Origin of the sequence: Proteus sp. G3927 (assembly GCF_963894685.1) — a bacterium.
In the GTDB taxonomy this organism is placed as follows: Bacteria; Pseudomonadota; Gammaproteobacteria; order Enterobacterales; family Enterobacteriaceae; genus Proteus; species Proteus mirabilis.
In genome coordinates, this window is sequence record NZ_CAWQGX010000009.1 from 150,967 (window position 1) to 177,957 (window position 26,991).

The following is a 26,991-nucleotide window of genomic DNA, read 5'->3' on the forward strand; positions in this document are numbered from 1 at the left end:
TATTGAGCCATTTTTTATTGACAAACTTTAACTAACAAAGGCAAGTAAACGACTATTAATCCTAAGTAATAAAAGCGTATCACAATTTTTCACCTGTACTCGAACTGACTCATATTGATGTTACATAGCGATAAAAAAGAGGGGAGCTTAAGAGAGTGTTGATGAAAGAGAAAATGGTGTAAGAGTCTTTTTAACGTAGATTTGCAACTAATACTCTCTATTTTTATCAATCGTATGATTGCCTTAACGAAAAGTGATACTTTAATGTTAAAAGTGCTATAAGCCAGTCAATGAGAAGTGGCAGTGCCTCTTTTCGCATGTTATTGATAAGGTGCTACATTTTTTACGATGAGAAAAAAGTAAGGTTCTCGCGCCTGTAATGAGCGTAAAGTAATTGTAAAAACACCTAAAGAATTTTCAAATATAATAGCAACTGCCATATAGCACTATTATAATGTTTAAAGCTTTCATGATTAAGTTAACACTTCCTGTATAAAGCAATTATTTATTATCGGTGAAGCATAAATTGTATCGACTCAAGTTTTCGCTTTCCGTATAGTATAAATAGTTTTCCCATTTTTACCCGTAGGTATGTAAATGAATATTAGTTTAATCGCAGCATTAGCGGCGGATCGTATTATTGGTATGGAAAAGGCGATGCCTTGGACATTACCGGGTGATCTCGCATGGTTTAAAAAAAATACATTAAATAAACCCGTTATTATGGGCCGGGTGACTTATGAGTCTATCGGGCGTCCTTTACCTAATCGACTCAATATTGTATTAAGCAGTCAGCCTGGAAATGATGACAATGTTGTTTGGGTGAAATCCGTTGAAGAAGCACTACAAGTTGCTGAAAATAATGATGAAATCATGGTGATTGGTGGCGGTAAGGTTTATGAGCAATTCCTACCAATGGCGAATAAATTATACCTTACTCATATTGATGCTGAAGTGATTGGTGATACAACCTTCCCCGATTATGAGCCTGATGAGTGGGATTCTACTTTTATGGAATACCATGAGGCAGATGAAAATAATTCGCATAACTACTGTTTTGAAATATTAAAAAGAAGAAAATAACAAAATTTAAATAAAAAAGGAGATTAAATATCTCCTTTTTATTTTTATTAATTTATTAATATATTCATATTTAAATATGAATAGTTACTATAACTAAAATATAATTAGCTATAAAGAGTACCCTATAATTAAATATTCATTATTTATCTTTTAATAAATATCTTTATAAAGAATAATCTATAATAAATAGCGCAATATAGCGGTGAATTCTGCTTGTTGTTATAAAAAAGCTACTTAATTTGTTTTGAGAAAAAATAACCTATTGATTTAAATCAAGTTATCTTTGTGATGGCTCTCAGAAGAGAGTAGATAGCCCAGATAGCCCAGATAGCATAGTAAAATAAATCAACACCTATGCTATCTTGACGCTACAAAATTATGGTAAATGTGTGAGACTAGGTTGGATAAAATAACGTTTGTCTTCCCAACGTAGACAGGTTAGAACACCGCCCCAGCAACAGCCAGTATCTAGCGCATAGATGTTTTCAGGGGTGCCTTTTCCCTCTAAAGAGGCCCAGTGGCCAAAGATAATACTGTAATCATTCGGTAGTTGATTAGGTAAATCAAACCAAGGTTTTAATGGCGCAGGTGCATTTTCAGGCTTATCTTTACAAATCATATCCAACTGCCCGTTAGGAAAACAATAGCGCATACGAGTAAAAGCATTGGTGCTAAAGCGTAATCGCGGTAAGCCAGTTAATTCGGGTGACCAATTATTGGGCATATCACCATACATGGAATTAATGAAAAGGGGGTAACTATCGCTACTTAATATGGCTTCTACTTCTCGGGCACATTTTTTAGCTGTTGCTAAATCCCACTGAGGGGTAATACCTGCGTGTGCCATAACGATTTTCTTTTCTTCATCAACTTGTAATAGCGGTTGACGTCGTAACCAATTAATTAATTCATCAGCATCTGGTGCATTGAGTAATTCATTAAGCTTATCTTTGGGTTTATTACGACTAATCTTTGCAAATACCCCCAGTAGATGCAGATCGTGATTCCCTAATACGAGTTTTAACGCTGAGCCTAAGCTTTTGACAAAACGCAATACTTCAAGTGAATCAGGTCCTCGAGCAACCAGATCCCCCGTTAACCAAAGTGTATCTTGATTGGCGTCGAAATTAACTTGATTGAGAAGTTGGCGTAATTCACGATAACAGCCGTGAACATCGCCAATTAAATAAGTAGCCATAATTAATTTATCAATGTAGGGATAGCAAGGCGGAAAACAGGGATGTCAATTTGAAACAGACGTCCTTGTGCGTCAATCATTTCATAATGACCTTCCATGGTGCCCATCGGCGTTTCAAGAACTGCGCCACTGGTATAACGATACCGTGAGCCAGCTTCAATCAGAGGTTGTTCACCAACAACCCCTTCACCTTGAACTTCAGTGGTATTTCCTTGTGCATTGGTGATCAACCAATAGCGACGTAGGAGGCGAATAGCATGTTTATTCAAGTTATGTATGGTGATGGTATAAGCAAAAACATAGCGCTGTTCTTCTGGCGAAGATTGGCTCTCAATGTAAACGCTTTGTACCTGTATCGCCACTTTGGATGAAGTAAACATAATACCTCCTAGGTCTAGTGTGCGCTATTTCACTCAGCGTGTTGCTGTTGTGATGATAACCAGTTTGCCACTTTACAGTATTGCTCAACAGAAATATTTTCTGCGCGTGCAGTGGGATCAATATCTAATGCCAGCATATCTTCTGCTGTAAGTAGTCCACCTAAGCTATTACGTAACGTTTTACGGCGCTGATTAAAGGCTTGTGATGTGATACGGCTTAACATAGCAATATCTGTCACCGGATAGGGTTTTTCCTTATAAGGGATCAGACGCACAACGGCAGAATCTACTTTCGGGGCTGGCCTAAATGAGCTTGGTGGCACTTCAATAATAGGAATGACTTGGCAGTGGTATTGTGCCATGACACTTAAGCGGCCATAAGTTTTACTACCATGACTTGCCACTAGGCGATTAACCACCTCTTTTTGCAACATAAAAGTCATGTCAGAAATGGCATCAGCAAAACTAAATAGATGGAACATTAATGGCGTTGAAATATTATAAGGTAGGTTACCAAAAACCCGCAGAGGTTGCTGACGCTCTTTTGCTAATTGGGCAAAATCAATCGTCATCGCATCTTGCTGAATAATGGTTAGCTTATCTTTTAATGTAGGGTGAACTTCTAAGCGTGCAGCTAAATCACGGTCAATTTCGACGACCGTCATTTTATCCATTCTTTCCCCCACCGGCTCAGTAAGCGCGCCTAAACCAGGACCGATTTCAATAACGGCTTCACCGGGTTGTGGATAAATAGATTCAACAATACTTTCAATAATATAGCTGTCTGTTAAAAAGTTCTGCCCGAAGCGTTTGCGGGCAAAGTGCCCCTGATGGACTCTATTATTCATTACAATTTTGTATCATATTAATGGCTAAATTTAATGCGGTGCGAAAACTGCCAGCATCTGCGCTTTTAGTACCTGCAAGTTCAAGGGCGGTCCCATGATCAACAGATGTACGAATAAAAGGTAGACCGAGCGTGATATTCACAGCACGACCGAAACCTTCATATTTTAGCACAGGTAATCCTTGATCGTGATACATCGCAAGCACAGCATCTGCATGTGTTAAATATTTAGGCTGGAATAAGGTATCCGCAGGGTAAGGCCCATGAAGTTGAATACCTTGTTGGCGTAATTGCTCTAATGCGGGTTCAATAATATCGATCTCCTCACGCCCCATATGACCGCCTTCTCCAGCATGAGGATTTAGACCGCATACGTAAATATGTGGTGATGAGATGCCAAATTTGGTTTTTAGATCATGGTTTAAAATGGTGATGATCTCATTAAGCAACTCACCCGTAATCGCATCAGCAACTTCTCTTAAGGGCAGGTGTGTGGTGGCGAGAGCGACTCTTAAAGTGTCCGTTGCCAGCATCATCACCACTCGTTGACAATGGCTACGATCGGCAAAGAACTCTGTATGCCCTGTAAATGGCACACCGGCATCATTAATAACCCCTTTATGTACCGGCCCTGTGACTAAAGCAGAAAACTCTCCGTTTAAACATCCATCACAAGCGCGAGCAAGCGTTTGTACCACATAGTGGCCATTGGCAGTATTAAGTGTACCTGCGACAACCGAAGGGTCGGTTAATTCAACGGCAAGTACACAAATTTGGCCAGGGATATGTGCTGTAGGTGGATTATCTGGGGAATATTCAACTAAAGTGAGTGGGAGATTGAGTTGCTGTGCTCTTGCTCGTAATAATTGAGGATCAGCGCATACTACCCAAGGAAGTGCCCACTGTGACTGTGCTAATGAAATAATCAGGTCAGGACCAACCCCGGCGGGTTCGCCGGGGGTGATAACGAGGGGTTTTTTTAGCTTAGTTTGCATTATTCTCGTTCATTATTTTCACATAAGCGCCTGCACGCAACTCTTGCATCCAGTTTTGCACTTCTTCATTAAACTTGCGGTTAAACAGTAAGCGGTAAGCTTGTTCTTTATTCGCTGCATCTGTTTTATCAACGCTACGCGTATCTTCAAGTTCAATTAAGTGCCAGCCAAAATTAGAGCGCACAGGTTGGCTTAATTCATTTTTGTTTAAACGCATCAACGCGTCACGGAAAGCTGGATCATAAATATCAGGCATTGACCATCCTAACTCACCGCCACGTAATGCTGAACCGGGATCTTCAGAATACTCTTTAGCCGCATCCGCAAAACTGATTTTACCGCTACGAATATCGGCGGAAATTTTCTGTAGTTTGGCATAAGCTTGCTCATCATTCATGATAGGCGAGCTTTTTAGTAAGATATGGCGTGCTTTTACTTCAGTCACAGAAACGGTTTTTGAAGCACCACGTATATCATTGACTTTAATAATGTGTAGACCAACACCTGATTGCAGTGGCCCGACAATTTCACCTTTTTGTGCATTAGCAAGCTGTTTAGCAAAGATTGTCGGTAACTCATCAATTGATGCCCATCCCATATTACCACCATTAAGTGCTTGTGGATCGGCAGAATAAGTGGCAGCTAATTTTCCGAAATCAGCACCGTTTTTTAGCTGGTTCTTAATACGGTTCACCACTTGCTGTGCTTTTTCAATTTCTGCAGGTGATGGATTTTCTGATAATGGAATTAAGATATGGCTAAGATTAAGATCAATACTTTGGCTTGCTTGGCTTTCAATTTGTTTAGCTAATGAGTCCACTTCTTGTGGCAAAATCGTAATACGACGACGAACTTCGTTATTACGCACTTCTGCTAACATCATCTCTTTACGAATATCTTGACGATAATCGTTATAGGCAATCCCATCGGCAGCAAGACGTTTTTTTAACTGCTCTAGTGTCAGGTTATTTTCTGCGGCAATCCCTTGAATGGTTGACTCAACGGCAGCTTCAGGAATATCAATTTGCATCTGTTGAGCCATTTGCAAGATGATGTTATCCATCACCAAGCGCTCTAAGATTTGTTGGCGCAAAACTTGCTCATCAGGCATTTCTTGCCCGGCATTTTTGGCATTCATTTGCACCGTTTGTAACATTCTATTGACGTCGCTTTCCAGAACGACACCGTTATTGACGATAGCCGATACGCGGTTGAGTTCTTGTGCTGCAAAAGTGGTTGTGCTGGTGGCTGCACCAACCGTGATCATTAAGCCGATAACCAGCGTTTTCCAATTTTTCATAAGTTTCCCATTATGTGTTTTCCGCATTTTGCGCGATGACATATTCATTCAGCCAATTTTGTCGTTTGGGTTAATCAAAACGCTCTTTGATAAGGTAAGATACCGCGCTCAAGCATTTTTTGACTACCTAAACTATGATTGTTACTTAGGCCTCTGAGTTCCAAATTGATTGACCATTTGTTGTCAATATCGCTGTGGTCTTCTTTCCAGCCAACAATTTTACGTTCATAACCAACGTTTACCGCCCAGCAACAGGTGTTATATTGTAAGCCAACCATTTGGCTTACTGGCTCTGAATCTTTGGTATCAAAGTAATAAGCGCCGACCAGTCCCCAACGTTCTGCTAAAGGCCAACTGCCGACAACACCAATTTGAGAAATGCCTTTTTGGTATTCTGGTAGTTGATTGACGCCGCCATCATAAGGGCGAACCCGTGTTGCTTGAATATAATCACGGTCTACATAACGATAGCTCAATTGTAAGAGATGGTCGCTATCACGGCGATACTCCATAATCGCATCACCCATAGAGACACTGCCTAAACGACGGTCATATTGTAAACCACCACGCATACCTAAAGTATCAGTAATACGCCAATATGCATCGCCTGCCCATACCATAGATCCGGTTTCATCTTTGCTATTGATAATTTCATTCGATGAACCTGTTTTCGGACGCTCAAAGAAATAGATTTGACCAACAGAAATATTAAAACGTTCAACCAGTTCACTGTCATAAAAACGTGAAGTAACACCCGCCGTTAATTGGTTTGCAGAAGCAATGCGATCTAGACCACCGTACATTCTGTCACGGAAAAGTCCGCTATAGTTGGATTGTAATAGCGCTGAGTCAAAGTTATTGATATTAGACTGATCTTTATACGGTACATACAGATATTGTACTCGTGGCTCTAACGTTTGCGTAATATCGTTAGTGTCATATTGGCGCTCAAATACCACTTTCATATCTGACTTAAATTGTGGTAGTACGCGGTTGACGCTATCATCAAGTTTTTGATGTGGATACTTCTTCTTATAAGCATCAGGAATATCTTGATCATAATGAGTCGCCATCAATTTAAACTCATTATTAAAGCTTGCCCAGCCAGTGGAGGCAGGTAAGGAAATGGTTGGCTCTATATGATAACGGTTCGCTTCAGGGGTGTTTTCTCCGACACTGGTAAAGCGGACAAATTGTGCATAAGTACGAAAATCAAATGGGCCAATATCATTTTTATAATAATTAAGATCAAGCTGCGGCTCAGCACGATAAGCCCTTGCATCTTTATTATCTGAGAAAATTTGGAACTGTTTAGTGGTTAATGTGGCATTCCAATTTTGCTGAGCATAACCGGTACTGAATTTTTGCGTCGCATAACCATCAGTGGTATTACCATATTGCGAAGTAAAGTCGGTGAAATATTTGTTATCACTGACTTTTGTGTAGTCAACATTAAAGCGCCACACATTGTTCATCACCCCACTGTGACCCCAATAGAATAACCAACGTGTAGCAGAATCACGCGCCAGATAACCCGCTTTTTCGTCTGCTTTATCTTTATTGTATTGACTGTCGTGGTTGATCCAATCAACCGCAATCGTACCGCGACCCGGTTTTGTTAAATAACGAAATTCATTATCGAGCTTTAAACCACGGCGACTAATATAATTCGTGGTAATAGTCGCATCATAATTAGGGGCAATATTCCAATAGTAAGGCAGTTGGAAGTCAAACCCAGAACTACGAGAATAGTTACCATTAGGAATTAAGAAACCAGAGCGACGTTTATCGCCAATCGGTAATTGCAGATAAGGACTATAGAAGACTGGGACGTTAGCAACACGAAAACGTGCATTCCAAATTTCTGCTACTTGCTCTTCACGATCTAAGATAACCTCAGAGCCGACAACACTCCAACTATCGTCGCCGGGTAGACAAGAGGTAAACATCCCTTTATCCATAATGGTATAGCGGTTTTCGCCACGCATTTGCATTTTATTCGCGTAGCCACGGCCTTGTCGGCCCACCATTTGGTATTTACCTTCTTCGATATCAGTATCTTTATTATTTAGATTAGACCAAGCACGTGGGCCTTTTAAGATGATTTGTGGATCATCATAAGAGACATTACCTGTCGCGGTGACCATTCTTAATGGTGTTTCACCTTCTGTTTGGGTCAACTCAACATTATCTGCGCTTAATGTTTGATTTCCCTGTTTAATGTCTACATTGCCTCTATATTGGATCATGCGTGGGTATTCCCCTTGCATATCCTTAGCCGTAATGGTGACAGGTAATGAGTTAGGATCGCCTTCGACTAATGGCTTATTATAAACAGGGACTCCCAGTAAACATTGAGAGGCAAGATCAGCATATGCAGGCTGAGCATAAATTGTGGCCCAAACTAAGGTGGCCAGCAGTGTGGGATAACTTTTTTTCATGAGTATTTATGTGCTTCCGTCATCAGTGGCTTCTACTGCTAAATAGCGAGAAACTAACGCAGGGAGTTATGCAACACTAGCCCAACGTCCTGAACATTGTTCTAACGGTAACCGAAAAAAGAGCAGTTCCCTTTTTTCGATGTTTCTATGTTGAAATCGGTTTATAGCTTTATTAGAAACAAAAAAACACCGCGTTTGTGCGGTATTTCGTGCTGCATAACAACGCTAAAGTTATTCGTTTGGTCACTTATTTTACTTTAACACAATTTAAACGAAAACAGCATTATCTCTGTGCAAGCAGCTAGCGAAAACCTCATCATTTTAAGAAAAAGTTTATTTGAGCTTGCTTGATGTTAGGTGTGAAAGCAAATGAATAGTATGATAATGCAAAATTGTGAGCAGGGCATTGAAGATTTGAGGAGTCTATGCGCTATTGGGGAAAATTATTAGGCCTTATCATCGGTAGTTTTGCCGGGATCGGCTTTTGGGGCATTGTGATTGGGGTTTTTCTAGGACACCTTTATGACGTACAAAGAAGTAAATTAAGCTATGGTGGGCGCTATAATCGTGATAGACAAGCCTATTTCTTTGCTGCCACATTCCAAGTCTTAGGGCATTTAACCAAATCCAAAGGACGAGTGACACAAACCGATATCACATTAGCCAGTACGTTAATGGATAGAATGAATTTACATGGGGCAGCACGTCAAGCAGCACAACAGGCGTTTCGAGAAGGTAAAGAGGTTGATTTCCCACTTAGAGCCACCTTACAACGTGTTCGCCAAATTTGTGCCGGTCGTTGTGATTTACTGCAGATGTTTCTGGAAATTCAATTACAAGCCGCATTTGCTGATGGGCAGTTACATCCTAACGAACGTAAAATGCTGTTTATTATTATTGATGAGCTCGGATTTTCTCGCGCCCGTTTTGAACATATATTAGCCATGATGCAGGCGGGGCAAAGTTTTCATTATCAACAAGGGCAAAATTATCAGCCACAAACTCAAGGCCCAACGCTTTCTGACGCCTATAAAGTGTTAGGTATTAAAGAGGGTGATGATGTTAAAACAATAAAAAGAGCTTATCGAAAATTAATGGGAGAACATCATCCTGATAAATTGGTTGCAAAAGGTTTACCACCGGAGATGATGGAAATTGCAAAACAAAAAGCACAAGCTATCCAAGTTGCTTACGATTTGATTAAAAAAGAAAAAGGATTTCGTTAACATCTTGTAAATAAAGATGAGAAAAGAGAGAATTAATCCGTGATGAAGATAACTCAGTCTTAGTTGAGATTATTATTTGTCACGGTAAAATATAAGTGAAATTTAATTATTTCACTCTCATTCTCTTATAAAAGGAACTATATCAATGTCAAACGTCCGTGTTCTTGTTGGGGTAATAGGATTAGCGCTCTGTCTGCTCCTTGCTTCACTAAGTTCGGTGACCGTTTTAGTGTCGTAAGACAGGTTAAAAATCTGCCAGGCATTCAAAATGTATCGGTGAATGAAAGGCCGGATGCGTAATAAATAATTCCTGAGCATGTAACTGCAGGCGAGGTGCGAGTGCTCTTGCCTGCGGATGAGCATAAAAACGATCCCCTAAAATAGGATGACCTAATGCTAGCATATGAACCCGTAGCTGATGGGAGCGTCCGGTTATTGGTGATAGTTTTACCCGCGTTGCATTTTCTTCATATTCCATCACTTCATAAAAAGTTTGTGCAGACTTTCCTGTTTCATAACACACTTTTTGCTTAGGTCGATTAGGCCAATCGCAGATCAACGGCAGATCTACTAACCCTTGTGGTTTTTCAAGCTTTCCCCAGACACGGGCAATATAGGTTTTTTTCGGCTCTCGTTCACGAAATTGGCGTTTTAATTCACGCTCGGCGGCTTTATTAAGCGCAACAACCATCACACCACTCGTGGCCATATCAAGGCGATGAACAGATTCCGCATCAGGATAATCGGCTTTTATACGCGACATAATGCTGTCGTGATGTTCTAGCGCTTTGCCGGGTACAGATAGCAATCCACTGGGTTTATTAACAACAATAATATGCTCATCTTGATATAAAACGTGTAACCAAGGATCAGTGGGGGGGTTATAAACTTCCATCATAGTGGATATCTCAGCAAAATAACGGGGGAGATAAAGCTTTCCCCCGTTTTAACAGTGATTATTGGTGGGTAACAACAATTAAACGGATCGCATCTAAGCGCCATGTCGCTTCATCTAAGTGGTTAAGAATATGCGTGCGCTCATTTTCAATTGCTTCAACTTCGTCATCACGTATATTTGGGTTAACGGCACGTAATGCCTCTAAGCGTGATAACTCATGTGTTAATGCGTTGTCTGCTTCTTGCTTCGCTTGTTCAATTAGCGTTTTCGCTTCCGCTTCCATTAAGGATTCTGATGCTTTTAGTACATGATGAACTTCATTTTGTACCGCATTGACCAATTTGCTGGATGTGTGGCGATTCACCGCATTTAATTGGCGGTTAAAACTTTCAAATTCAACTTGTGATGCAAGATTATTACCTTTTAAATCAAGTAATAAGCGTACTGGAGTTGCCGGTAAGAAGCGAGTTAAATGAAGGTGTTTAGGGGCTTGCGCTTCTACGACATAAATCAGTTCAACTAATAGCGTACCTACAGGTAATGCTTTGTTTTTCAATAAAGAAACCGCACAACTACCTGCATCACCAGATAAGACTAAATCTAATCCATTACGGATAATAGGATGTTCCCAACTGATAAATTGCGTATCTTCACGAGAGAGTGCGTGCTCTCTATCAAAGGTAATTGTACAACCATCTTGCGGTAATCCTGGGAAGTCAGGAACTAACATATGATCTGATGGCGTTAATACAATTAAGCTATCACTACGATCTTCTTGGTTAATGCCCACAATATCAAATAAGTTTAAGGCGAAGTTAACCAGATCGGGATCGTTATCTTGCTCTGCAATCTTATTCGCTAACTCAACGCCAACTTCACCGCCGTTAGAGTGCATTTCTAATAGACGGTCACGACCTTGTTCTAGTTTGAGTTTCATCTCATCATGTTGCTTACGACAAGAAACGATAAACTTATCAAAATCACCTAGTTCATTAGGTTGAGCAAGATAATTGACTAGCGCATCATATTCGTTGTCATAAATTGTACGACCCGTCGGGCAGGTATGTTCAAATGCATCTAACCCTTCGTGATACCAACGTAATAGAACAGATTGAGCGGTTCCTTCAAGATAAGGCACACTGATATCAATGTCGCGGTTTTGACCGATACGATCAAGACGACCAATACGTTGTTCTAATAAATCAGGATTAAAGGGGAGATCAAACATCACTAGTTGATTAGCAAATTGGAAGTTACGCCCTTCTGAACCGATTTCAGAACATAGTAACACTTGTGCGCCTTCCTCTTCTGAGGCGAAATAAGCGGCTGCACGATCTCGTTCAAGTAAAGACATCCCTTCATGGAATACTGCAGCACGAATACCTTCACGTTCACGTAAAACTTGTTCTAATTGCAATGCTGTGGCGGCTTGAGCACAAATGACTAATACTTTTTCATGACGATTGGCGGTTAAAAAGCCTAGTAGCCATTCAACGCGTGGATCAAAGTTCCACCATGTGGCATTTTCACCTTCAAACTCTTGGTAGATACGTTCAGGATAGAGCATCTCTTTTGCTCGTACTTCGAGGCTCTTTTTCGCTGCCATAATCTCAGCCACCTTAATGGCGGTTTGATACTGAGTTGGTAGTGGCATTTTTATTGCGTGCAACAGTCGGTTAGGGAAGCCTTTGACGCCGGAGCGAGTATTGCGAAATAACAGACGACCCGTACCGTGTCTATCCATCAACATATGAATAAGTGCTTGGCGAGATTTTGTACGCTCTTCACCTTGGGTATTAGAGGCTTTTAGCAACGGCTCTATATCTTGCTCGCTGATCATCTCACTGATGCTATTTTGCTGTTCGTTATTTAAATCATCTTCTGAAAGCAAAATGGTTACCGCATCGGCTACGGGGCGATATTTTTGTTGTTCATTAATAAATTCGTTGTAATCGTGGAAACGATTAGGATCGAGCAAACGTAAGCGGGCAAAATGGCTTTCTTGACCAAGTTGCTCCGGTGTTGCGGTTAATAACAATACAGAAGGGATCGCTTCAGCTAGCGTTTCGATAACTTGGTATTCTCGGCTTGGTGCCTTTTCACTCCATACCAGATGGTGGGCTTCATCGACAACTAACATATCCCAAGTCGCTTCAACAAGGTGTTCAAAGCGTTGTTTGTTTTTACGCACAAAGTCTAATGAGCAAATGATCATCTGCTCTGTTTCGAAAGGATTATCGCTATCTAATAAAGATTCGCTATAACGGCTATCATCAAACAGTGAAAAACGTAGGTTGAAACGACGTAACATCTCAACTAACCACTGATGTTGTAAGCTTTCAGGAACGATAATTAAAACACGCTCAGCGCGTCCATCCATGATTTGCTGGTGGATTATCATACCCGCTTCGATAGTTTTACCCAGCCCAACTTCATCCGCTAATAAAACGCGTGGATTATGACGTTTACCCACTTCATTAGCAATATAGAGCTGATGAGGAATAAGACTTGCGCGAATACCACGTAGACCACTTTGTGCTTGCTTAAACTGTTCGCTCATAAATTTACGCGCACGATAGCGTAAAGCAAAACGATCCATACGGTCTATTTGACCAGCAAAAAGACGATCTTGTGGCTTATTAAAAGTGAGTTTGTTATCTAAGAATACTTCACGCAGTTGTGCTGGCTCTTCGGTATCTAAACGTACGCCGTGATAAATAAGTAAGCCATTATCTTCCACAACGTTGTCGATGGCGAGCTTCCAGCCTTCATGACTGGTGACAGTATCCCCCACATTAAACATCACCCGCGTTATTGGGGCATCATGGCGGGAATAAAGACGATTTTCGCCACATGCAGGAAAAAGTAAGGTCACCATACGGGCATCAATTGCCACAACAGTACCTAGTCCAAGTTCGCTTTCTGTATCGCTAATCCAACGTTGACCAAGAGTAAAAGGCATATATATAAACTCAGCTCTCAAATATATAATTTATAAAATCATTATTAATGAATGCAGTATTGCGGTGTTGTCATCCAATCTACGGGATAAAAAATAGTATCTTTCTCAAGATGAGAAAAAAGGTGATTATCACCAAAGGGGCGTTATGTTAATAGATGCAAAGCAAGCCGTCACCTGCAAAATAACACATCTTAAAAAGAGAGCGTCATTTGCCCATTTAACAAGGTAGAAAAATCATCTTGTAGAAATGGCAAAATAGCATCTGCTATCGGCATTAATTGCTTATTAATGTAGTGTTCATAGTCAGGTGTCGAAGTGATATGCTCTAACGGCTCTGGCCCCAATTGAGTAATTATATAACTAATCCAACCGCCTTGCTGATATTGTTGCGGCCTATTTTGTAATTGATTATAGTCATCCGCTAATCGAGCTGCTTTGACGTGAGGGGGGATATGGTGCTGGTAGTCTGATAATTTTCGTCGCAATCTTTTTCGATAAACCAGTCTATCATCATATTTTCCTAATAGCGTATCAGCAACATAATCACGAATAAACTGTTGATAAGGTTGCTGATTAAAGATGCGTGTATAAAGCTCTTTTTGAAACGCTTGCGCCAGTGGTGTCCAGTCTGTTCTGACCGTTTCCAATCCTTTAAACACCATTTTATCATGACTTAGCCCTGCATAACGTTTTTTACTTCCGGTTTCCATGCCTCGAATAGTGGGCATCAAGAATCGGCGATAATGGGTTTCGTACTCAAGCTCTAATTGGCTATCAAGCTGGTAAGTTTCAGTCAGATAGCTTTTCCACCATTGATTAACATCTTGCGCTAATTGACGACCGATCTGCTCTGCTTGTACTTCGTTATGAGCGGCTTTAAGCCAAACAAAAGTAGAATCAGTATCACCATAAATCACTTGATAGCCTTTTGACTCAATTAATTCACGGGTCTTTTTCATAATTTCATGACCACGTAAAGTAATTGATGAAGCCAATCGAGGATCAAAAAAACGACAGCCTACCGAGCCTAATACACCATAAAAAGCATTCATAATAATTTTCAATGCTTGAGAGAGCGGGGCGTTGTTATGACGTTTAGCATTATCTCGTTCATGCCAGATTTGTGAAACAATGGTGGGTAAACAGTGTTTTTCTCGTGAAAACCACGCTTGACGAAAACCGGGAACGGCATGTGTGCTATCAGGGTGATGCATACCTTCAATCATACCCACCGGATCGATTAAAAAGGTACGAATAATAGAGGGATATAGGCTTTTATAGTCCAGTACCACCACTGAGTCATAGAGACCCGGTGTTGAGTCCATGACAAAACCACCAGGGCTATGCTCTTCGGGTTTTTCACCCTGATTGGGGGCAACATAACCAAGACGATGCATTGAGGGTAAATAGAGGTGAGTAAATGCTGCGACAGAGCCACCACTTCTATCTGCTGCCAGTCCTGTTACACTGGCTCTTTCTAATAAGAATTCCATTAAGTGTGTGGTATCAAAGATACGATTAACCAAGACACAATCTTGCCAGTTATAATACGCTAAGGCGGGCTTATCTTCTTTAAAACGGCGATTGATTTCGTCCATTCTGGCATAAGGTGTATCAATCGCTTTCCCTTCCCCTAGCAGTGTTTGAGCAACTGACTCTAGGCTAAAAGAGGGAAAATTCCATGTCGCCATTTTTAAAGCATCAATACCATCAATAATTAAACGCCCTTGTGCTGAGGCAAAAAAGTGCCCCGCTTTAAAACCATGTTCACGCCACTCTAATGGGGTATTTTGTCGTCCTAATAATAAATTGATCCCGTAACGCTGAGCATGGGTATGCAAGATACGCAAATCAAATTGAATAAGATTCCAACCAATAATCGCATCAGGATCGTACTCTTGTATCCAAGCATTTAGTTTTTCAAGGAGTTGTAATCGACTACTTACATAGCACAGACGATAGCCTTCAGGTTGTTGGCTTTCTTGAACTTCTGGGAGGGTGTCACTAAGCATAAAAACAACGTTATCACCGCAACCGGCTAATCCAATAGAATAAAGCTCACCAAACTCACTGGTTTCAATATCTAAAGAGACGGTACGTAATGTAGGACGATAATCACTGGCAGGTTTTAGCGTGACAGTATGACTATTTTGATAACGAAACCATACAGGCGCGGTGATAAAACGCTCCATCATATAGCGTTCATGTGGGCGGATATCGGCTTCATATAGGCGAATATTATACTGTTTTAATTGCTGTTCAAGCTGGGTAAGTTGGCGGTATTGTTTACAATAAACCCCCAAAACAGGTTGTCTTTCAAAGTCTTTTAACGCCAGAGGACGAATATCAATATCGCGATTATGACCAACCACTGAGCGTAATATACTTTCATTTTGTTGGGCAACAAAACCAATAGCATACTGCTTTGCAACCGTGACTTTACGCGGTCCATTTTCTGTCGCCAACCAATAGGAGACAGCGATACCTTGTGGGGTATCACTCCAATGGCGGGTAAGAATAAAGCCTTGCTCTGTGTGAATTGTCATAATTTCCTAATAAGCGAGATATTGAAGCTTGAAAAAGAGATCGTTAACTATTAATTATAATATTAATCATAGCCTTGTTATGATAGGAAATGGGATATTACACGGGTTGATGTACTTATAATAATATCTGGAATGCCCGTAAATGGGAAATAAACTGGGGTAATTTCTGCTTTTGTAAACAGCCTAAAAAGGTCTCTACGGTCATTGGTGGATCCTTTAGGCTTTGTCTATGTTGTTGCGCCGCTTTAATACAGCTACTAGGATTTAATTCAAACATGTCACTCAAAAATTCATCAGGATGGATAGCTGAAATATCAAAAGAATTAAGGTATTTTTGCGGAAAATCTTTTAAGTTAAATGTAATTATAGCTTGAGCCTGCCCTTTTATTGCTGCTGCTAGCACATGACGATCATTAGGATCAGGTAGCTTTAAACCACAAATAAGCGGTTCGTAGCCTTCTACTAAACAATCAGGAACATGTGCATTCATTAAATCTCTGGTTCGTATTAGTCGCTCAGCTGTTAATGTTGGATTGTTGACTAATAAATTAGTGATCCATTCATCATGGATCTGATTACTCCAACGTGCTCTAAATAAACCAGTATTAGCAAGATACATTAAATAACTTCTAAGAGGGGCTGGATACATGACACAGGCATCAAGCAAAACAGTATAGTTTGTCATTAATACCCCATATCCATTTCTTGATCTAATTGCGATAATTCAGCAAGGGCATCAAGTCGTTTTTGCTCCAATTCATTTTTATAAGCAACAATATCAGCATAAGCAACTTTCCTACGATTTCCTTTTCTAGAGTAGGGTATCGCTCGTGTATCTAATAATTTTACAAATGTAGGACGGGACATATTGAGTATATCAGCCGCTTCCTGTGTCGTTAGCTCAGCATGGATTGGTGTGATACTAACAGTATTCCCTTGCCCTAGTTGAGTAAGAATTTCAATCATTAGGCGTAATGCACTATTTGGTATTTGTACAATATGATTATTACCCGTCTTATCTATAATGGATAGCTTCTGCGTTTTGCCATTAATATCCATAACAGCGGATAGCTCTTGGCTACTTAATTTTGCTAATGCAATATCTTCAGCACTAAGTCTCTCACTTATCGTATTCATTAGTATTTCCCCCTTTTTAATAACTAGATTATCTGAAATATTCGAAAAATAGTCAAGTATTCGAAATATTCGAAAGAGGCTTGTAGGGGGGAATAAGCTTCTTTCGATATCGCTATATTTCAATAGATTAATTAAAAGGTATCCCTAAAAGCAGTGATTGATCCACTTCGCCTTTGATTAATGACGCTGTATTTCCATCATAGACAATGGTGCCATTATCAATAACAAGCGCTCTTGGTGCGATTTTATGAGCATCTTCTAAGCTGTGAGACACCATGAGCAAAGTGAGATTTTTTTCATCACAAATTTGTTCTAATAATGTCAGCATTTCGATACGTAATGCGGGATCAAGGGCGGAAAAAGGTTCGTCTAACAATAAAATAGGCTGTTCACGTACCAGACAACGGGCAATTGCCACTCGTTGACGTTGACCTCCTGATAGCTGTGAAGGTAAACGCTCTAGATAATCACTTAAAGAAACCTGTTTGGCTCGACTTTCTAATAGTGCTTTCTGTGCCACAGTGAGCTTTAGCCCTGGATCTAGCCCTAAACCAATATTTTGTCTTACCGTGAGATGAGGAAAAAGATTGTTATCTTGAAATAACATCGAGATAGGGCGTTGGGCAGGGGCTGTTTTGGTATGATCTTTCCCTTTTAAAAATAATGAGCCTGACTCTGAGGGCAGAAAACCCGCTATTAAGCTGAGTAATGAGCTTTTACCTGCACCACTGGGACCTAAAATAGCAATACGCTCCCCCGCTTTTACCGTTAAATTAAAGGTCAGATGTTGGTGCTCATAGGTATAAGAAAGCTGCTCTAACTTAATCATGGGATTTTCCTGAAACGCGTTCGATAAGGCTAAAAAGCGTGAAACATAACAGCAAAAGGAGCATCGCGGTGACAGCGCCATCTTGTGTGTGATAAGCACCGATTTGCTGATAGAGGTAAAAAGGTAATGTTCTAAAAGTTTCATTTCCAAATAAGGCAACAATACCAAAATCACCAATGGAAATGACACAAGCAAAAGCCAGTGCTTGTGATAGTGGCTTTTTCAAAGCGCGTAGCTCTATCCAACGTAGACGATTAATACCTCGCAAATTAAGGGAAGCACATAATAGATTATAGCGGGCTGCAATATCATTCATTGGGTTTTCAAGTACTTTTAAAGCATATGGAATAGCCATAAGCGCATTAGTGAGGATCACTAAAAGATAGGGGGATTCAGGTAATCCGGTTGTGCTGTTTAATAATAGAAAAAAGCCCGTCGCTAATACAATGCCCGGCATAGCCAGAATAATGAGTCCACTCATTTCCAGCGCTTGTCCGGCCTTTTTAAAATGGCGTAAGCGTAATTCTCGACTACTCCAGAGCAACATCATCGTTAAAATAACACAAAGTCCCCCAGCGCCAAGTGCAATAATTAATGATGTTGTAAAGGCTTGCCAAAGTACCGGCTGTTGTAGAACACCTAATAATTGACTGTTTAAGCCATCACTTATCACCGCTAATAACGGAGGAAGTAAAAAGAGCATAGCAAGTACGATAATTAAACTATCCGTTATTTTATTGATTAATGAGTCGCTAGGATCACGCCAGCTTAGTTTTTGATGACTACCGACAAAGAGTGTTCCCTTTAATTTTTGGCTAACAAGTACTAATCCTAAGCAGCAAAATAGCTGAATTAATGCTAATAGCGCTGCACGATGTAAATCGTAGTCATAACTTAATGCTTGATAAATTGCCAATTCAACAGTTGTTGCCGCAGGCCCACCTCCCAGCGCTAATACAGTCGCGAAACTTGCAAAGCAGAGCATAAAAATCAGTGATGCAGTAGGCAGGATTTGTCGCCATAAATAGGGCCACTCGAGAAAACGAAAACGTTGCCAGCCATTCATTCCCAATTGTGATGCTAATTGGCGTTGCTCGGTAGAAATACTTTCCAAGGCTTGTAACAACATTCTGGTAGCCAGTGGCATATTGAAAAAAATATGTGCGAGTAAAATGCCTTGTAAACCATAAGGCGTAAAATGGTAATCAATCCCTAACCATTGGCATATTTGAGCCAGCCACCCCATGCGACCATACACAGTTAAAATGCCAAATAGCGCCACTAACACCGGTAGAACTAAACTCATTGCACATAAGCGTAAAAAGAGCGTTCTGCCAACAAATTGGCGTCGATAGAGCGCTTTTGCTAACCAAATTGCCGGTAAAATGGAAAATAGCGCGGATAAAAATGCTTGCCAAAAAGTAAAGCGCACCACATGCCATAGGTAACTATCAGCAAAAATAGTCGATAAATCACCACTTGGCGCGTTAAACCATAAAGCACCGAAGGAGAGAAGGGCGACGGTAAGTAATAATCCCGAGGCACATAGCCCCGGGATAAGCCATTTACCCATTAGCGGCTAACCGCAGATTGCCAATTACGTGTCCATGTTTGGCGCTCTTTGGCTACCACATCAGCATCAAATTGTAATGACTTTTGCGGTTTAGGCATAACGGAGTAGACCTCAGGTAGTGGCATATCAATAACAGGATACATCCAATTAGTGGTTGGGATGGTTTCTTGGAAAGCGGGGGTTAGCATAAATTGCATAAATTGCTGAGCTAATTCTGGCTGTTTGCTGGATTTTAGCTTGGCTGCAACTTCTACCTGTAAATAGTGTCCTTCATCAAAAATAGCAGCCGCATAATTGTCTTTTTTATCAGCCAAAATATGGTAGCCCGGAGATGAGGTGTAACTAAGCACAAAATCCCCTTCTCCTTTCAAGAATAAGCCATAGGACTCACTCCAGCCTTTGGTTACTGTCAGTGTTTTATTCGCCAATTTTTGCCACTGCTCAGCGGTATTGTTTGGATACAGTGATTGCATCCATAACATTAAGCCTAAGCCGGGGGTACTGGTACGTGGATCTTGATAAAGGATTTTCCACGGCTGTTGGCTATTTAACAACTCATCCATGCTTTTAGGGGGATGAGTAATACGATTTTTATCGTAAATAAAAGCGAAATAACCGTAGTCATAAGGCACAAAAGTGTCATCAGTCCATTTTTCAGGTAATGCCAGTTTTGATGTATCAATATTGCTTGGTGCAAAAAGTCCGGTCTGTTTTGCCGCATGAATAAGATTGTTATCTAGCCCTAAAATAATGTCAGCCTTACTTTTACTCCCTTCCATACGTAAACGATTAAGGAGAGAAACCCCATCAGAAAGGGCAACCAGTTTTAGCTCACAATCACATTGCTGTTCAAATGCTTTTTTAATTGCCGGACCAGGCCCCCAATCCGCGGTAAAAGAGTCATAGGTATAGACGGTAAGTGTGGGTTTGGTTTGTTGTGCATTTGTGGCAAAAGCACTGAACAAACCTAGTGCACTGAATAAAAGAGTTGAACGAAGAGAATTTATTAACACGCTATTTTCCTCAGTAAAAAGTCAAGTAGGATCTGAGGAGTGAGGAGGCAAATGAGTTATTATTGCGCCATCCTGACTCAAATCCCTACGCCAGTATTAGCTGGATCAGGTTCCACGAGTTTTTCTCAGCTTAAAAAAGCACCCCGTTGAGACATTCCCATTGTAGATAAATACTCACGTTGTGCAAAGTCTGTTGATAGTGGTTTACCGTTTGTGGGTAGTATGAAACAATGAGTTATCTTTCAAGTTTGGTTATTGAGGTAGTCTGGTGATCGATGATGATGGCTACCGCCCGAATGTGGGGATTGTAATTTGTAATCGGCAAGGGCAAGTGCTTTGGGCCCGTCGCTATGGACAACATTCATGGCAATTTCCTCAAGGGGGAATTAATCCTGGAGAATCACCAGAACAAGCCATGTATCGTGAGTTGTTCGAAGAAGTTGGATTAAGTCGTAAGGATGTTAAAATTCTTGCCTCCACGCGTAACTGGTTACGTTACAAGTTACCTAAGCGTTTGGTGCGTTGGGACACAAAACCTGTTTGTATTGGACAAAAACAGCGTTGGTTCCTTTTGCAGTTAACAAGTAACGACAAGGACATTAATGTTCAGCAGAGCAAAACGCCAGAGTTTGATGGTTGGCGTTGGGTTAGCTATTGGTATCCTGTTCGTCAAGTCGTCTCTTTTAAGCGAGATGTATATCGTCGCGTGATGAAAGAGTTCGCACCAGTAGTTATGCCATTACAAGAACAAGTGTCTATGTCTCGTCCTTCCTATGGATATCGCCGTAAAAGGTATTAGATAACACTATGCTGACACGTTTGCGGGAAATTGTAGAAAAAGTGGCTATGGCAGCGAGTCTGCCAGAAGCACTTGAACTATTAGTGAAAGAAACGTGTCAAGCTATGCACACGGATGTGTGTTCTATTTATCTTGCCGATATTCCCCATCGCTGTTTCTATTTAATGGCCACAAAAGGATTGAAAAAGCCGAAAGGGCGTGCCGTCAGCCTCTCATTTGATGAGGGGGTGGTGGGTGAAGTAGGACGTCTTTCTGAGCTGATTAATCTGGCTGATATTCGTGAACATCCTAATTTTACCTATCTGCCACAAGTAAAAGAGGATGATCTGCGCGCTTTTCTCGGCGTGCCCATTGTCTATCGTCGTCAGTTACTTGGGGTGCTGGTGGTTCAGCAAAAAGAGCGACGCTTATTTAATGAAAGCGAAGAGTCTTTTATGGTGACACTAGCCACCCAATTAGGGGCGATATTGTCGCAAGTGCAAACGAAAGGATTATTTGGACAATATCGTCAAAGCCGTATTAAAGCCCTATCCGTTTCTACGGGGGTAGTGATGGCATATGGTTGGCAAGAGATGTCTCAGCCAACCTTAGATCATGTTTTTAAAGCAAGTGCACTGGATATAAAAAGTGAATTAAACCGATTAACGGTCGCCTTAGAAGATGCGACATCGGAGTGTCGCCGTTTTAGTAAGCGCTTTATGGCAAATTCACAAAAAGAGAGTGCGGCTATTTTCGATCTCTATTCGCATTTACTTAACGATCCCCAATTAAGACAAAAAATGACTGGGGTTATACAACAAGGCTATGTTGCTGAGTGGGCAGTAAAAGTGGTGATAGAGAAGTTTTCTGCACAGTTCTCAAGTCTTAAAGATAGTTATATGCGAGAACGAGCTTCAGATTTAAAAGCATTAGGTCAGCGCTTACTATTTCATTTAGATGATGATCTCAGCACGACAAATACATGGCCAGATCGCTTTATTCTTGTGGCGGATGAGCTTAGTGCCAATCTATTGGCTGAGTTGCCAGAACAACAACTGGCGGGGGTGATAGTTCGTGATGGTGCGACTCATTCACACTCAGCGATTTTAGTTCGAGCAATGGGGATCCCTGCCATTATGGGGGCAGATATTCAACCGGAGCTACTTCACAACCGAATGCTGATTCTTGATGGTTATCGTGGTGAGATTTTTATTGAACCAGAACCCTTTATCATGCAGGAATATCGGCAAATTATTGATGAAGAAAGAGTATTGAGTCAACTTGCTGAAGAGCAGCTTGAACAGCAAGCGGTATTAAAAAATGGTGAATCCATCAGTGTGCAATTAAATGCAGGGCTAAGCATTAAATATGAACAACGTATTAGCGTTGGTATAGATGGTGTCGGTCTTTATCGCACAGAAATCCCTTTTATGTTACAAAGCGGTTTTCCTTCCGAAGATGAACAAAAAAACCGTTATCGTGAAATCTTATCATTTTTTCCCAATAAACCCGTCGTACTACGTGCTTTAGATATAGGTGCAGATAAACAGCTTCCTTATATGCCGATAAATGAGGAGAACCCTTGTTTAGGGTGGCGGGGGATCAGAATATTACTTGATCAGCCAGAAATATTTCTGATCCAACTACGAGCGATGTTAAAAGCTAATCTTGAATTTAAAAATTTGAAAATATTGTTGCCGATGGTGACAAGTATTGATGAAATTGAAGAAGCGAAAGCATTGTTACTAAGAGCATGTGCTGAAGTTAGCCGAGAAATGAAATGCGAATGCATTCTACCACCTGTGGGGATCATGCTTGAAGTCCCCTCATTGGTCTTTATGTTACCGCAATTAGCACATCGAGTAGATTTTATCTCGATTGGTACCAATGATTTAACGCAATATTTACTTGCAGTCGATCGTAATAATACCCATGTAGCACTGCTCTATGATAATTTGCATCCTGCATTACTGCGTTCGCTTAATATTATTGCTTTAGAATGCCAACGTTATCAGTTACCAGTCAGTGTTTGTGGTGAAATGGCGGGTACGCCGATGGGGGCATTGCTACTAATAGGGCTAGGTTTTCGTCAGTTAAGCATGAGTGGCCGTAGTTTACCTAGGGTAAAATACTTATTGCGCCATCTAGATCCTGCTATCTTACAGCCTTTTATGCAACAGGTGTTGAAAGCTGAAACGGCAATAGAGATAAAAAAATTGTCTGCTGATTTTATGGAAAGACAAGGATTAGGTGGATTAATTCGCGGAGGTATCTGATAGGCCTTCGTATAAACTTTTTGTCTAAGGGGTTATCCACATCGACCCATAGATAGAAAATCATTAATAAAGTGAAGTAGGGAAGAATGAGTATAAACTACCTTAAATTTCCAGAAATCGATCCAGTTATGTTTTCTATCGGGCCAGTATCTTTGCACTGGTACGGCATGATGTATTTGATTGGATTTGTGTTTGCATTATGGCTAGCAAACCGCAGAGCGGCAAAACCTAACAGTGGTTGGCAAAAAAGTGAAGTCGAAACATTACTTTATGTAGGGTTTGTGGGCGTGTTTATTGGTGGGCGTCTAGGATATGTTTTATTCTATAACTTACCGGTATTTTTAGATAATCCACTTTACCTATTTAAAGTCTGGGATGGCGGAATGTCCTTCCACGGTGGCTTAATTGGGGTGATCTGCGCCATGATTTGGTTTGCTCGTCGCACTAAACGTCACTTTTTTCAAGTCGCAGACTTTGTTGCTCCATTAATTCCATTTGGTTTAGGTTTAGGACGTATTGGTAACTTTATTAATGGAGAGCTTTGGGGGAGAGTCACCTTAGATACCCCGTGGGCGATTTTATTCCCAGGCTCCCGTGCAGAAGATCTACAGCTTGTCGCGCAAGATCCCACTACACTATTACCTATCATTCAGCAATACGGCGTATTGCCTCGCCACCCATCGCAACTCTATGAAATGTTCCTAGAAGGCGTGGTATTATTTATTATTCTGAATATCTTTGTGCGCAAAAATCGTCCTATGGGCAGTGTATCGGGGTTATTCTTAATTGGTTATGGTGCTTTCCGTATTATTGTTGAATTCTTCCGCCAACCTGATGCGCAATTAGGTTTATTTAGCGGTATCAGCATGGGGCAAATTCTTTCCATTCCAATGATAATATTAGGCATTATCTTTATGGTGTGGGCGTATCGTCGCGATAAAGCCACTCCACAGACGCCAACAACACACTAACTATTATTAGCTAACAAAAAAGAGAGACTACATGAAGCAGTATCTGGCATTGTGTCAACGCATTATCGATGAAGGTGAATGGATTGATAATAAACGGACAGGAACCCGTTGTTTAACGGTGATAAATGCCGATCTGGAATATGATGTTGCCAATAACCAATTTCCACTCATAACAACGCGTAAAAGTTTTTACAAAGCCGCGATTGCGGAACTATTAGGGTACTTACGTGGTTATGATAATGCAGCACAATTTCGTGCTATTGGCTGTAATACGTGGAACGCGAATGCTAATGAAAATAGCGCATGGTTAAATAATCCGCATCGTAAGGGTGAAGATGATATGGGCCGAGTCTATGGTGTTCAAGGACGCCAATGGCAACGCCCTGATGGCTCGCACTTTGATCAATTACGTAAAGTGGTAGATAACTTAACTAACGGTATTGACGATCGTGGTGAGATAGTCACTTTTTATAATCCCGGAGAAACAGCGTTAGGGTGTTTACGTCCATGCATGCATACACATACTTTTTCATTGCTCGGTGACAGGCTTTATTTAACCTCATATCAACGTAGCTGTGATGTCCCATTAGGGTTGAATTTTAATCAAATTCAATGCTTTGTATTATTAGCGCTGGTGGCTCAAATCACAGGGCATAAACCAGGTAAAGCATTCCATAAGATAGTTAATGCTCACATTTATGAGAACCAATTACCTCTGATGCGTGATGTTCAACTAAAAAGAGAGCCATTGCCATTACCTAAGCTACATATTAATCCAAACATTAAGACATTAGATGATATAGAAACTTGGGTCACGACAGATGACTTTAGTGTTGAAGGTTATCAGTGTCACGAGGCGATAAAATACCCGTTCACGGTATAGTTTAACTCACTAATTTGGTTTAACACTTAACAACCCCCAATAGTTGAATTCAATTATTGGGGGTTTTTGATATACAAAACACCCCCTTTATTGGGGTTTATTTGTATATCAAGGTAATGTACTATACTCAAATATACAAAATAACCCCTCGTTGGGGGTGATTTAGTAGAGGTTGATATGGAGTTAATAAGAGCAATTAATGTTTTTAACAAATTCAGTAAGCAAGGTAGAAATATCTTCCTCACCAAAGATTTAAAAATGCTTTTTCCTGATGAGTCTCCGAAAACATTACAAAAATCAGTTGACCGGCTGATCGCGCATGATGTGCTACGCCGAGCATCAAAAGGTGTATATATCTATACTCAAGGTTCATTGGGGCCTTACCCTTTAGAACGTCTGGCCGAAAATATTCGACGAGGCCACTACAACTACATTAGTTTGGAATCCGCTCTATCTCAGTACGGTGTAATTTCACAGATCCCCATCGACAGACTTACGATTATGTCCACAGGCCGGTCTGGAGAGTTTGTAACGCCTTGGGGCGTTATTGAGGTTACCCATACTGCCAAGAAGCCTCTTGAAATACTCAATACTACGGTGGAAGGAAGGGGGCCATTAAGAATTGCAACAAAGGAGACTGCCATTAAGGATCTAATGAAGGTTGGCAGGAATACACACCTCATCCAACGTGAGGAATTAAACTATGTCTGATTTTGTCAATTTTAATGAGCTGGTTGACAGCATTGTCATCGAAAAGGATTACGGCGCGAACAGGCCTGTCGTGGAAAAAGAATTGCTACATTATGACATTCTTTATGCTCTTTCCGCCACAGGGCTTTTAAAGCACATCACATTTCAGGGCGGTACATCGCTTAGGCTTTGCTATGGATCAAACAGATTTAGTGAAGATCTGGACTTTGCTGGTGGTCGTGACTTCTGTTCAGCGCAACTGCTTGAGATTAAAGCGTGTATTGAGAAATATGTTGGTGAACGATATGGCTTGGAGGTTGTGGTTAAAGAGCCAAAAGAGCTAAGAAAAGAACCTGATTATGCAGATGTAAAAGTCGATAAGTGGCAAATATCAGTGACTACCAATCCAGGAAAAAAAGACCTACCAAAGCAGAAGATCAAAGTGGAAATAGCCAACATTCCTGCATACACCAACACCCTTCGAACGCTTGTTAAAAACTATGAGCAGCTTCCTAGTGGCTATTCTGACCTGATTATTAGAGTGGAAGAGCTCACGGAGGTCATGGCTGATAAATTGGTTTCATTCCCAGCAACAACCTCACGTATTCGGTATAGAGATATGTGGGATTTGGTGTGGTTGCACCAGAAAGGGGTTAAACCAGACGCTGAACTGGTAATGAAAAAGGTTGCCGATTATAAGCTCAATGAGCATTTTGAGGAATGGTTGCAAGCAAGAATTGAGTCTTTGCCTGCATTGGTTGCGAGTGAAAAGTTTAAGGGAGAGATGAAGCGATTCTTACCTGTGTCTGTCGTAGATAGAACTCTCCTTCACCCAGATTTTCTTGAATTTTTACAAATTACTCTTCATGAACTGCTAGTCACTATCCAAACAGATATTTATGGAAGTAAAGATCCGAAGCCAGTAAAAAAATTTGAAATGTAGCACTCCAGCTAAGCCCGAACCT

At 40.8% G+C, this 26,991-nt stretch carries 22 protein-coding genes and 1 riboswitch; of the genes, 8 read left to right on the top strand and 14 right to left on the bottom strand.

Annotation, left to right across the window (positions count from 1 at the left end; translation table 11 throughout):
* Window positions 1-597: 597 nt before the first annotated feature.
* A complete protein-coding gene (gene folA / locus AACV00_RS02775) occupies window positions 598-1,083 on the top strand; it encodes a type 3 dihydrofolate reductase (RefSeq protein ID WP_036907440.1) in 486 nt (161 codons plus the stop codon).
* A 376-nt stretch (window positions 1,084-1,459) separates the two neighbouring features.
* Here the strand turns inward: folA and apaH are convergent, their stop codons facing one another.
* The 6 genes from apaH to lptD are packed head-to-tail and all read right to left on the bottom strand — an operon-like array spanning window position 1,460 to window position 8,244.
* On the bottom strand, window positions 1,460-2,281 hold the full coding sequence (gene apaH / locus AACV00_RS02780; RefSeq protein WP_004245544.1) for a bis(5'-nucleosyl)-tetraphosphatase (symmetrical) ApaH: 822 nt from the start codon (window positions 2,279-2,281) through the stop codon (window positions 1,460-1,462).
* A 2-nt stretch (window positions 2,282-2,283) separates the two neighbouring features.
* Window positions 2,284-2,661: a Co2+/Mg2+ efflux protein ApaG gene (gene apaG, locus AACV00_RS02785; RefSeq protein WP_004245543.1), complete on the bottom strand. Its 378-nt coding sequence runs from the start codon at window positions 2,659-2,661 to the stop codon at window positions 2,284-2,286.
* A gap of 29 nt (window positions 2,662-2,690) precedes the next feature.
* Window positions 2,691-3,509 carry a 16S rRNA (adenine(1518)-N(6)/adenine(1519)-N(6))-dimethyltransferase RsmA gene (gene rsmA / locus AACV00_RS02790; RefSeq protein WP_004249482.1) on the bottom strand — a complete coding sequence of 273 codons (819 nt, stop codon included), beginning with the start codon at window positions 3,507-3,509 and terminating at the stop codon, window positions 2,691-2,693.
* Window positions 3,502-4,503 (bottom strand): 4-hydroxythreonine-4-phosphate dehydrogenase PdxA, encoded by a 1,002-nt coding sequence (gene pdxA, locus AACV00_RS02795; RefSeq protein WP_004245539.1) that lies wholly within the window; start codon window positions 4,501-4,503, stop codon window positions 3,502-3,504. Before pdxA ends, rsmA begins: the two co-directional genes overlap by 8 nt.
* A complete protein-coding gene (gene surA / locus AACV00_RS02800) occupies window positions 4,493-5,830 on the bottom strand; it encodes a peptidylprolyl isomerase SurA (protein WP_004245538.1) in 1,338 nt (445 codons plus the stop codon). The genes pdxA and surA overlap by 11 nt, the downstream gene beginning before the upstream one ends.
* Before the next feature lie 47 nt (window positions 5,831-5,877).
* Window positions 5,878-8,244 carry an LPS assembly protein LptD gene (gene lptD / locus AACV00_RS02805; RefSeq protein ID WP_004245537.1) on the bottom strand — a complete coding sequence of 789 codons (2,367 nt, stop codon included), beginning with the start codon at window positions 8,242-8,244 and terminating at the stop codon, window positions 5,878-5,880.
* Between the two features lie 425 nt (window positions 8,245-8,669).
* Here lptD and djlA point away from each other — a divergent pair, with 425 nt between their 5' ends.
* Complete coding sequence (gene djlA, locus AACV00_RS02810) at window positions 8,670-9,470, top strand: co-chaperone DjlA (protein WP_161680195.1); 801 nt, start codon at window positions 8,670-8,672, stop codon at window positions 9,468-9,470.
* 244 nt (window positions 9,471-9,714) lie between these two features.
* Here djlA and rluA read toward each other — a convergent pair whose 3' ends face one another.
* The 8 genes from rluA to thiB form a co-directional block, all read right to left on the bottom strand.
* A complete protein-coding gene (gene rluA, locus AACV00_RS02815) occupies window positions 9,715-10,368 on the bottom strand; it encodes a bifunctional tRNA pseudouridine(32) synthase/23S rRNA pseudouridine(746) synthase RluA (protein WP_104731823.1) in 654 nt (217 codons plus the stop codon).
* A gap of 58 nt (window positions 10,369-10,426) precedes the next feature.
* Window positions 10,427-13,330: an RNA polymerase-associated protein RapA gene (gene rapA / locus AACV00_RS02820; protein WP_161680193.1), complete on the bottom strand. Its 2,904-nt coding sequence runs from the start codon at window positions 13,328-13,330 to the stop codon at window positions 10,427-10,429.
* 191 nt (window positions 13,331-13,521) lie between these two features.
* Window positions 13,522-15,876: a DNA polymerase II gene (locus AACV00_RS02825; protein ID WP_107337099.1), complete on the bottom strand. Its 2,355-nt coding sequence runs from the start codon at window positions 15,874-15,876 to the stop codon at window positions 13,522-13,524.
* Window positions 15,877-15,991: 115 nt separating this feature from the next.
* Window positions 15,992-16,561 (bottom strand): PIN domain-containing protein, encoded by a 570-nt coding sequence (locus AACV00_RS02830; RefSeq protein ID WP_017827532.1) that lies wholly within the window; start codon window positions 16,559-16,561, stop codon window positions 15,992-15,994.
* Window positions 16,561-17,013, bottom strand: a complete 453-nt coding sequence (locus AACV00_RS02835; protein ID WP_004245528.1) for a helix-turn-helix domain-containing protein — start codon at window positions 17,011-17,013, stop codon at window positions 16,561-16,563. Before AACV00_RS02835 ends, AACV00_RS02830 begins: the two co-directional genes overlap by 1 nt.
* A 127-nt stretch (window positions 17,014-17,140) precedes the next feature.
* Window positions 17,141-17,842 (bottom strand): thiamine ABC transporter ATP-binding protein ThiQ, encoded by a 702-nt coding sequence (thiQ, locus tag AACV00_RS02840; RefSeq protein ID WP_004245527.1) that lies wholly within the window; start codon window positions 17,840-17,842, stop codon window positions 17,141-17,143.
* A complete protein-coding gene (gene thiP, locus AACV00_RS02845; RefSeq protein ID WP_046334723.1) occupies window positions 17,835-19,415 on the bottom strand; it encodes a thiamine/thiamine pyrophosphate ABC transporter permease ThiP in 1,581 nt (526 codons plus the stop codon). The genes thiQ and thiP overlap by 8 nt, the downstream gene beginning before the upstream one ends.
* Window positions 19,415-20,428 (bottom strand): thiamine ABC transporter substrate binding subunit, encoded by a 1,014-nt coding sequence (thiB, locus tag AACV00_RS02850; RefSeq protein WP_004245525.1) that lies wholly within the window; start codon window positions 20,426-20,428, stop codon window positions 19,415-19,417. The genes thiP and thiB overlap by 1 nt, the downstream gene beginning before the upstream one ends.
* Before the next feature lie 64 nt (window positions 20,429-20,492).
* Window positions 20,493-20,584: riboswitch (TPP riboswitch) on the bottom strand.
* Window positions 20,585-20,696: 112 nt separating this feature from the next.
* Here thiB and rppH point away from each other — a divergent pair.
* The 6 genes from rppH (at window position 20,697) to AACV00_RS02880 (ending at window position 26,969) form a co-directional block, all read left to right on the top strand.
* Window positions 20,697-21,227, top strand: a complete 531-nt coding sequence (gene rppH / locus AACV00_RS02855) for an RNA pyrophosphohydrolase (protein WP_004245524.1) — start codon at window positions 20,697-20,699, stop codon at window positions 21,225-21,227.
* Window positions 21,228-21,235: 8 nt separating this feature from the next.
* Entirely contained in the window at window positions 21,236-23,482 is a 2,247-nt protein-coding gene (ptsP, locus tag AACV00_RS02860) for a phosphoenolpyruvate--protein phosphotransferase (protein ID WP_004249490.1), read from the top strand.
* An 86-nt stretch (window positions 23,483-23,568) separates the two neighbouring features.
* Window positions 23,569-24,453 carry a prolipoprotein diacylglyceryl transferase gene (gene lgt / locus AACV00_RS02865; RefSeq protein WP_004245522.1) on the top strand — a complete coding sequence of 295 codons (885 nt, stop codon included), beginning with the start codon at window positions 23,569-23,571 and terminating at the stop codon, window positions 24,451-24,453.
* Window positions 24,454-24,484: 31 nt separating this feature from the next.
* Window positions 24,485-25,336: a thymidylate synthase gene (locus AACV00_RS02870; RefSeq protein WP_004245521.1), complete on the top strand. Its 852-nt coding sequence runs from the start codon at window positions 24,485-24,487 to the stop codon at window positions 25,334-25,336.
* A gap of 177 nt (window positions 25,337-25,513) precedes the next feature.
* Window positions 25,514-26,047, top strand: a complete 534-nt coding sequence (abiEi, locus tag AACV00_RS02875; RefSeq protein WP_004245520.1) for a type IV toxin-antitoxin system AbiEi family antitoxin — start codon at window positions 25,514-25,516, stop codon at window positions 26,045-26,047.
* Window positions 26,040-26,969: a nucleotidyl transferase AbiEii/AbiGii toxin family protein gene (locus AACV00_RS02880; RefSeq protein WP_004245519.1), complete on the top strand. Its 930-nt coding sequence runs from the start codon at window positions 26,040-26,042 to the stop codon at window positions 26,967-26,969. The genes abiEi and AACV00_RS02880 overlap by 8 nt, the downstream gene beginning before the upstream one ends.
* The last annotated feature ends 22 nt before the right edge of the window (window positions 26,970-26,991 follow it).

What these genes read in the sequence shown, in the direction of transcription:
- folA (WP_036907440.1), top strand. Translation starts at nt 598, where the DNA reads ATGAATATTAGTTTAATCGCAGCATTAGCGGCGGATCGTATTATTGGT.
- apaH (WP_004245544.1), bottom strand. Translation starts at nt 2,281, where the DNA reads ATGGCTACTTATTTAATTGGCGATGTTCACGGCTGTTATCGTGAATTA.
- apaG (WP_004245543.1), bottom strand. Translation starts at nt 2,661, where the DNA reads ATGTTTACTTCATCCAAAGTGGCGATACAGGTACAAAGCGTTTACATT.
- rsmA (WP_004249482.1), bottom strand. Translation starts at nt 3,509, where the DNA reads ATGAATAATAGAGTCCATCAGGGGCACTTTGCCCGCAAACGCTTCGGG.
- pdxA (WP_004245539.1), bottom strand. Translation starts at nt 4,503, where the DNA reads ATGCAAACTAAGCTAAAAAAACCCCTCGTTATCACCCCCGGCGAACCC.
- surA (WP_004245538.1), bottom strand. Translation starts at nt 5,830, where the DNA reads ATGCGGAAAACACATAATGGGAAACTTATGAAAAATTGGAAAACGCTG.
- lptD (WP_004245537.1), bottom strand. Translation starts at nt 8,244, where the DNA reads ATGAAAAAAAGTTATCCCACACTGCTGGCCACCTTAGTTTGGGCCACA.
- djlA (WP_161680195.1), top strand. Translation starts at nt 8,670, where the DNA reads ATGCGCTATTGGGGAAAATTATTAGGCCTTATCATCGGTAGTTTTGCC.
- rluA (WP_104731823.1), bottom strand. Translation starts at nt 10,368, where the DNA reads ATGATGGAAGTTTATAACCCCCCCACTGATCCTTGGTTACACGTTTTA.
- rapA (WP_161680193.1), bottom strand. Translation starts at nt 13,330, where the DNA reads ATGCCTTTTACTCTTGGTCAACGTTGGATTAGCGATACAGAAAGCGAA.
- AACV00_RS02825 (WP_107337099.1), bottom strand. Translation starts at nt 15,876, where the DNA reads ATGACAATTCACACAGAGCAAGGCTTTATTCTTACCCGCCATTGGAGT.
- AACV00_RS02830 (WP_017827532.1), bottom strand. Translation starts at nt 16,561, where the DNA reads ATGACAAACTATACTGTTTTGCTTGATGCCTGTGTCATGTATCCAGCC.
- AACV00_RS02835 (WP_004245528.1), bottom strand. Translation starts at nt 17,013, where the DNA reads ATGAATACGATAAGTGAGAGACTTAGTGCTGAAGATATTGCATTAGCA.
- thiQ (WP_004245527.1), bottom strand. Translation starts at nt 17,842, where the DNA reads ATGATTAAGTTAGAGCAGCTTTCTTATACCTATGAGCACCAACATCTG.
- thiP (WP_046334723.1), bottom strand. Translation starts at nt 19,415, where the DNA reads ATGGGTAAATGGCTTATCCCGGGGCTATGTGCCTCGGGATTATTACTT.
- ptsP (WP_004249490.1), top strand. Translation starts at nt 21,236, where the DNA reads ATGCTGACACGTTTGCGGGAAATTGTAGAAAAAGTGGCTATGGCAGCG.
- lgt (WP_004245522.1), top strand. Translation starts at nt 23,569, where the DNA reads ATGAGTATAAACTACCTTAAATTTCCAGAAATCGATCCAGTTATGTTT.
- AACV00_RS02870 (WP_004245521.1), top strand. Translation starts at nt 24,485, where the DNA reads ATGAAGCAGTATCTGGCATTGTGTCAACGCATTATCGATGAAGGTGAA.
- abiEi (WP_004245520.1), top strand. Translation starts at nt 25,514, where the DNA reads ATGGAGTTAATAAGAGCAATTAATGTTTTTAACAAATTCAGTAAGCAA.
- AACV00_RS02880 (WP_004245519.1), top strand. Translation starts at nt 26,040, where the DNA reads ATGTCTGATTTTGTCAATTTTAATGAGCTGGTTGACAGCATTGTCATC.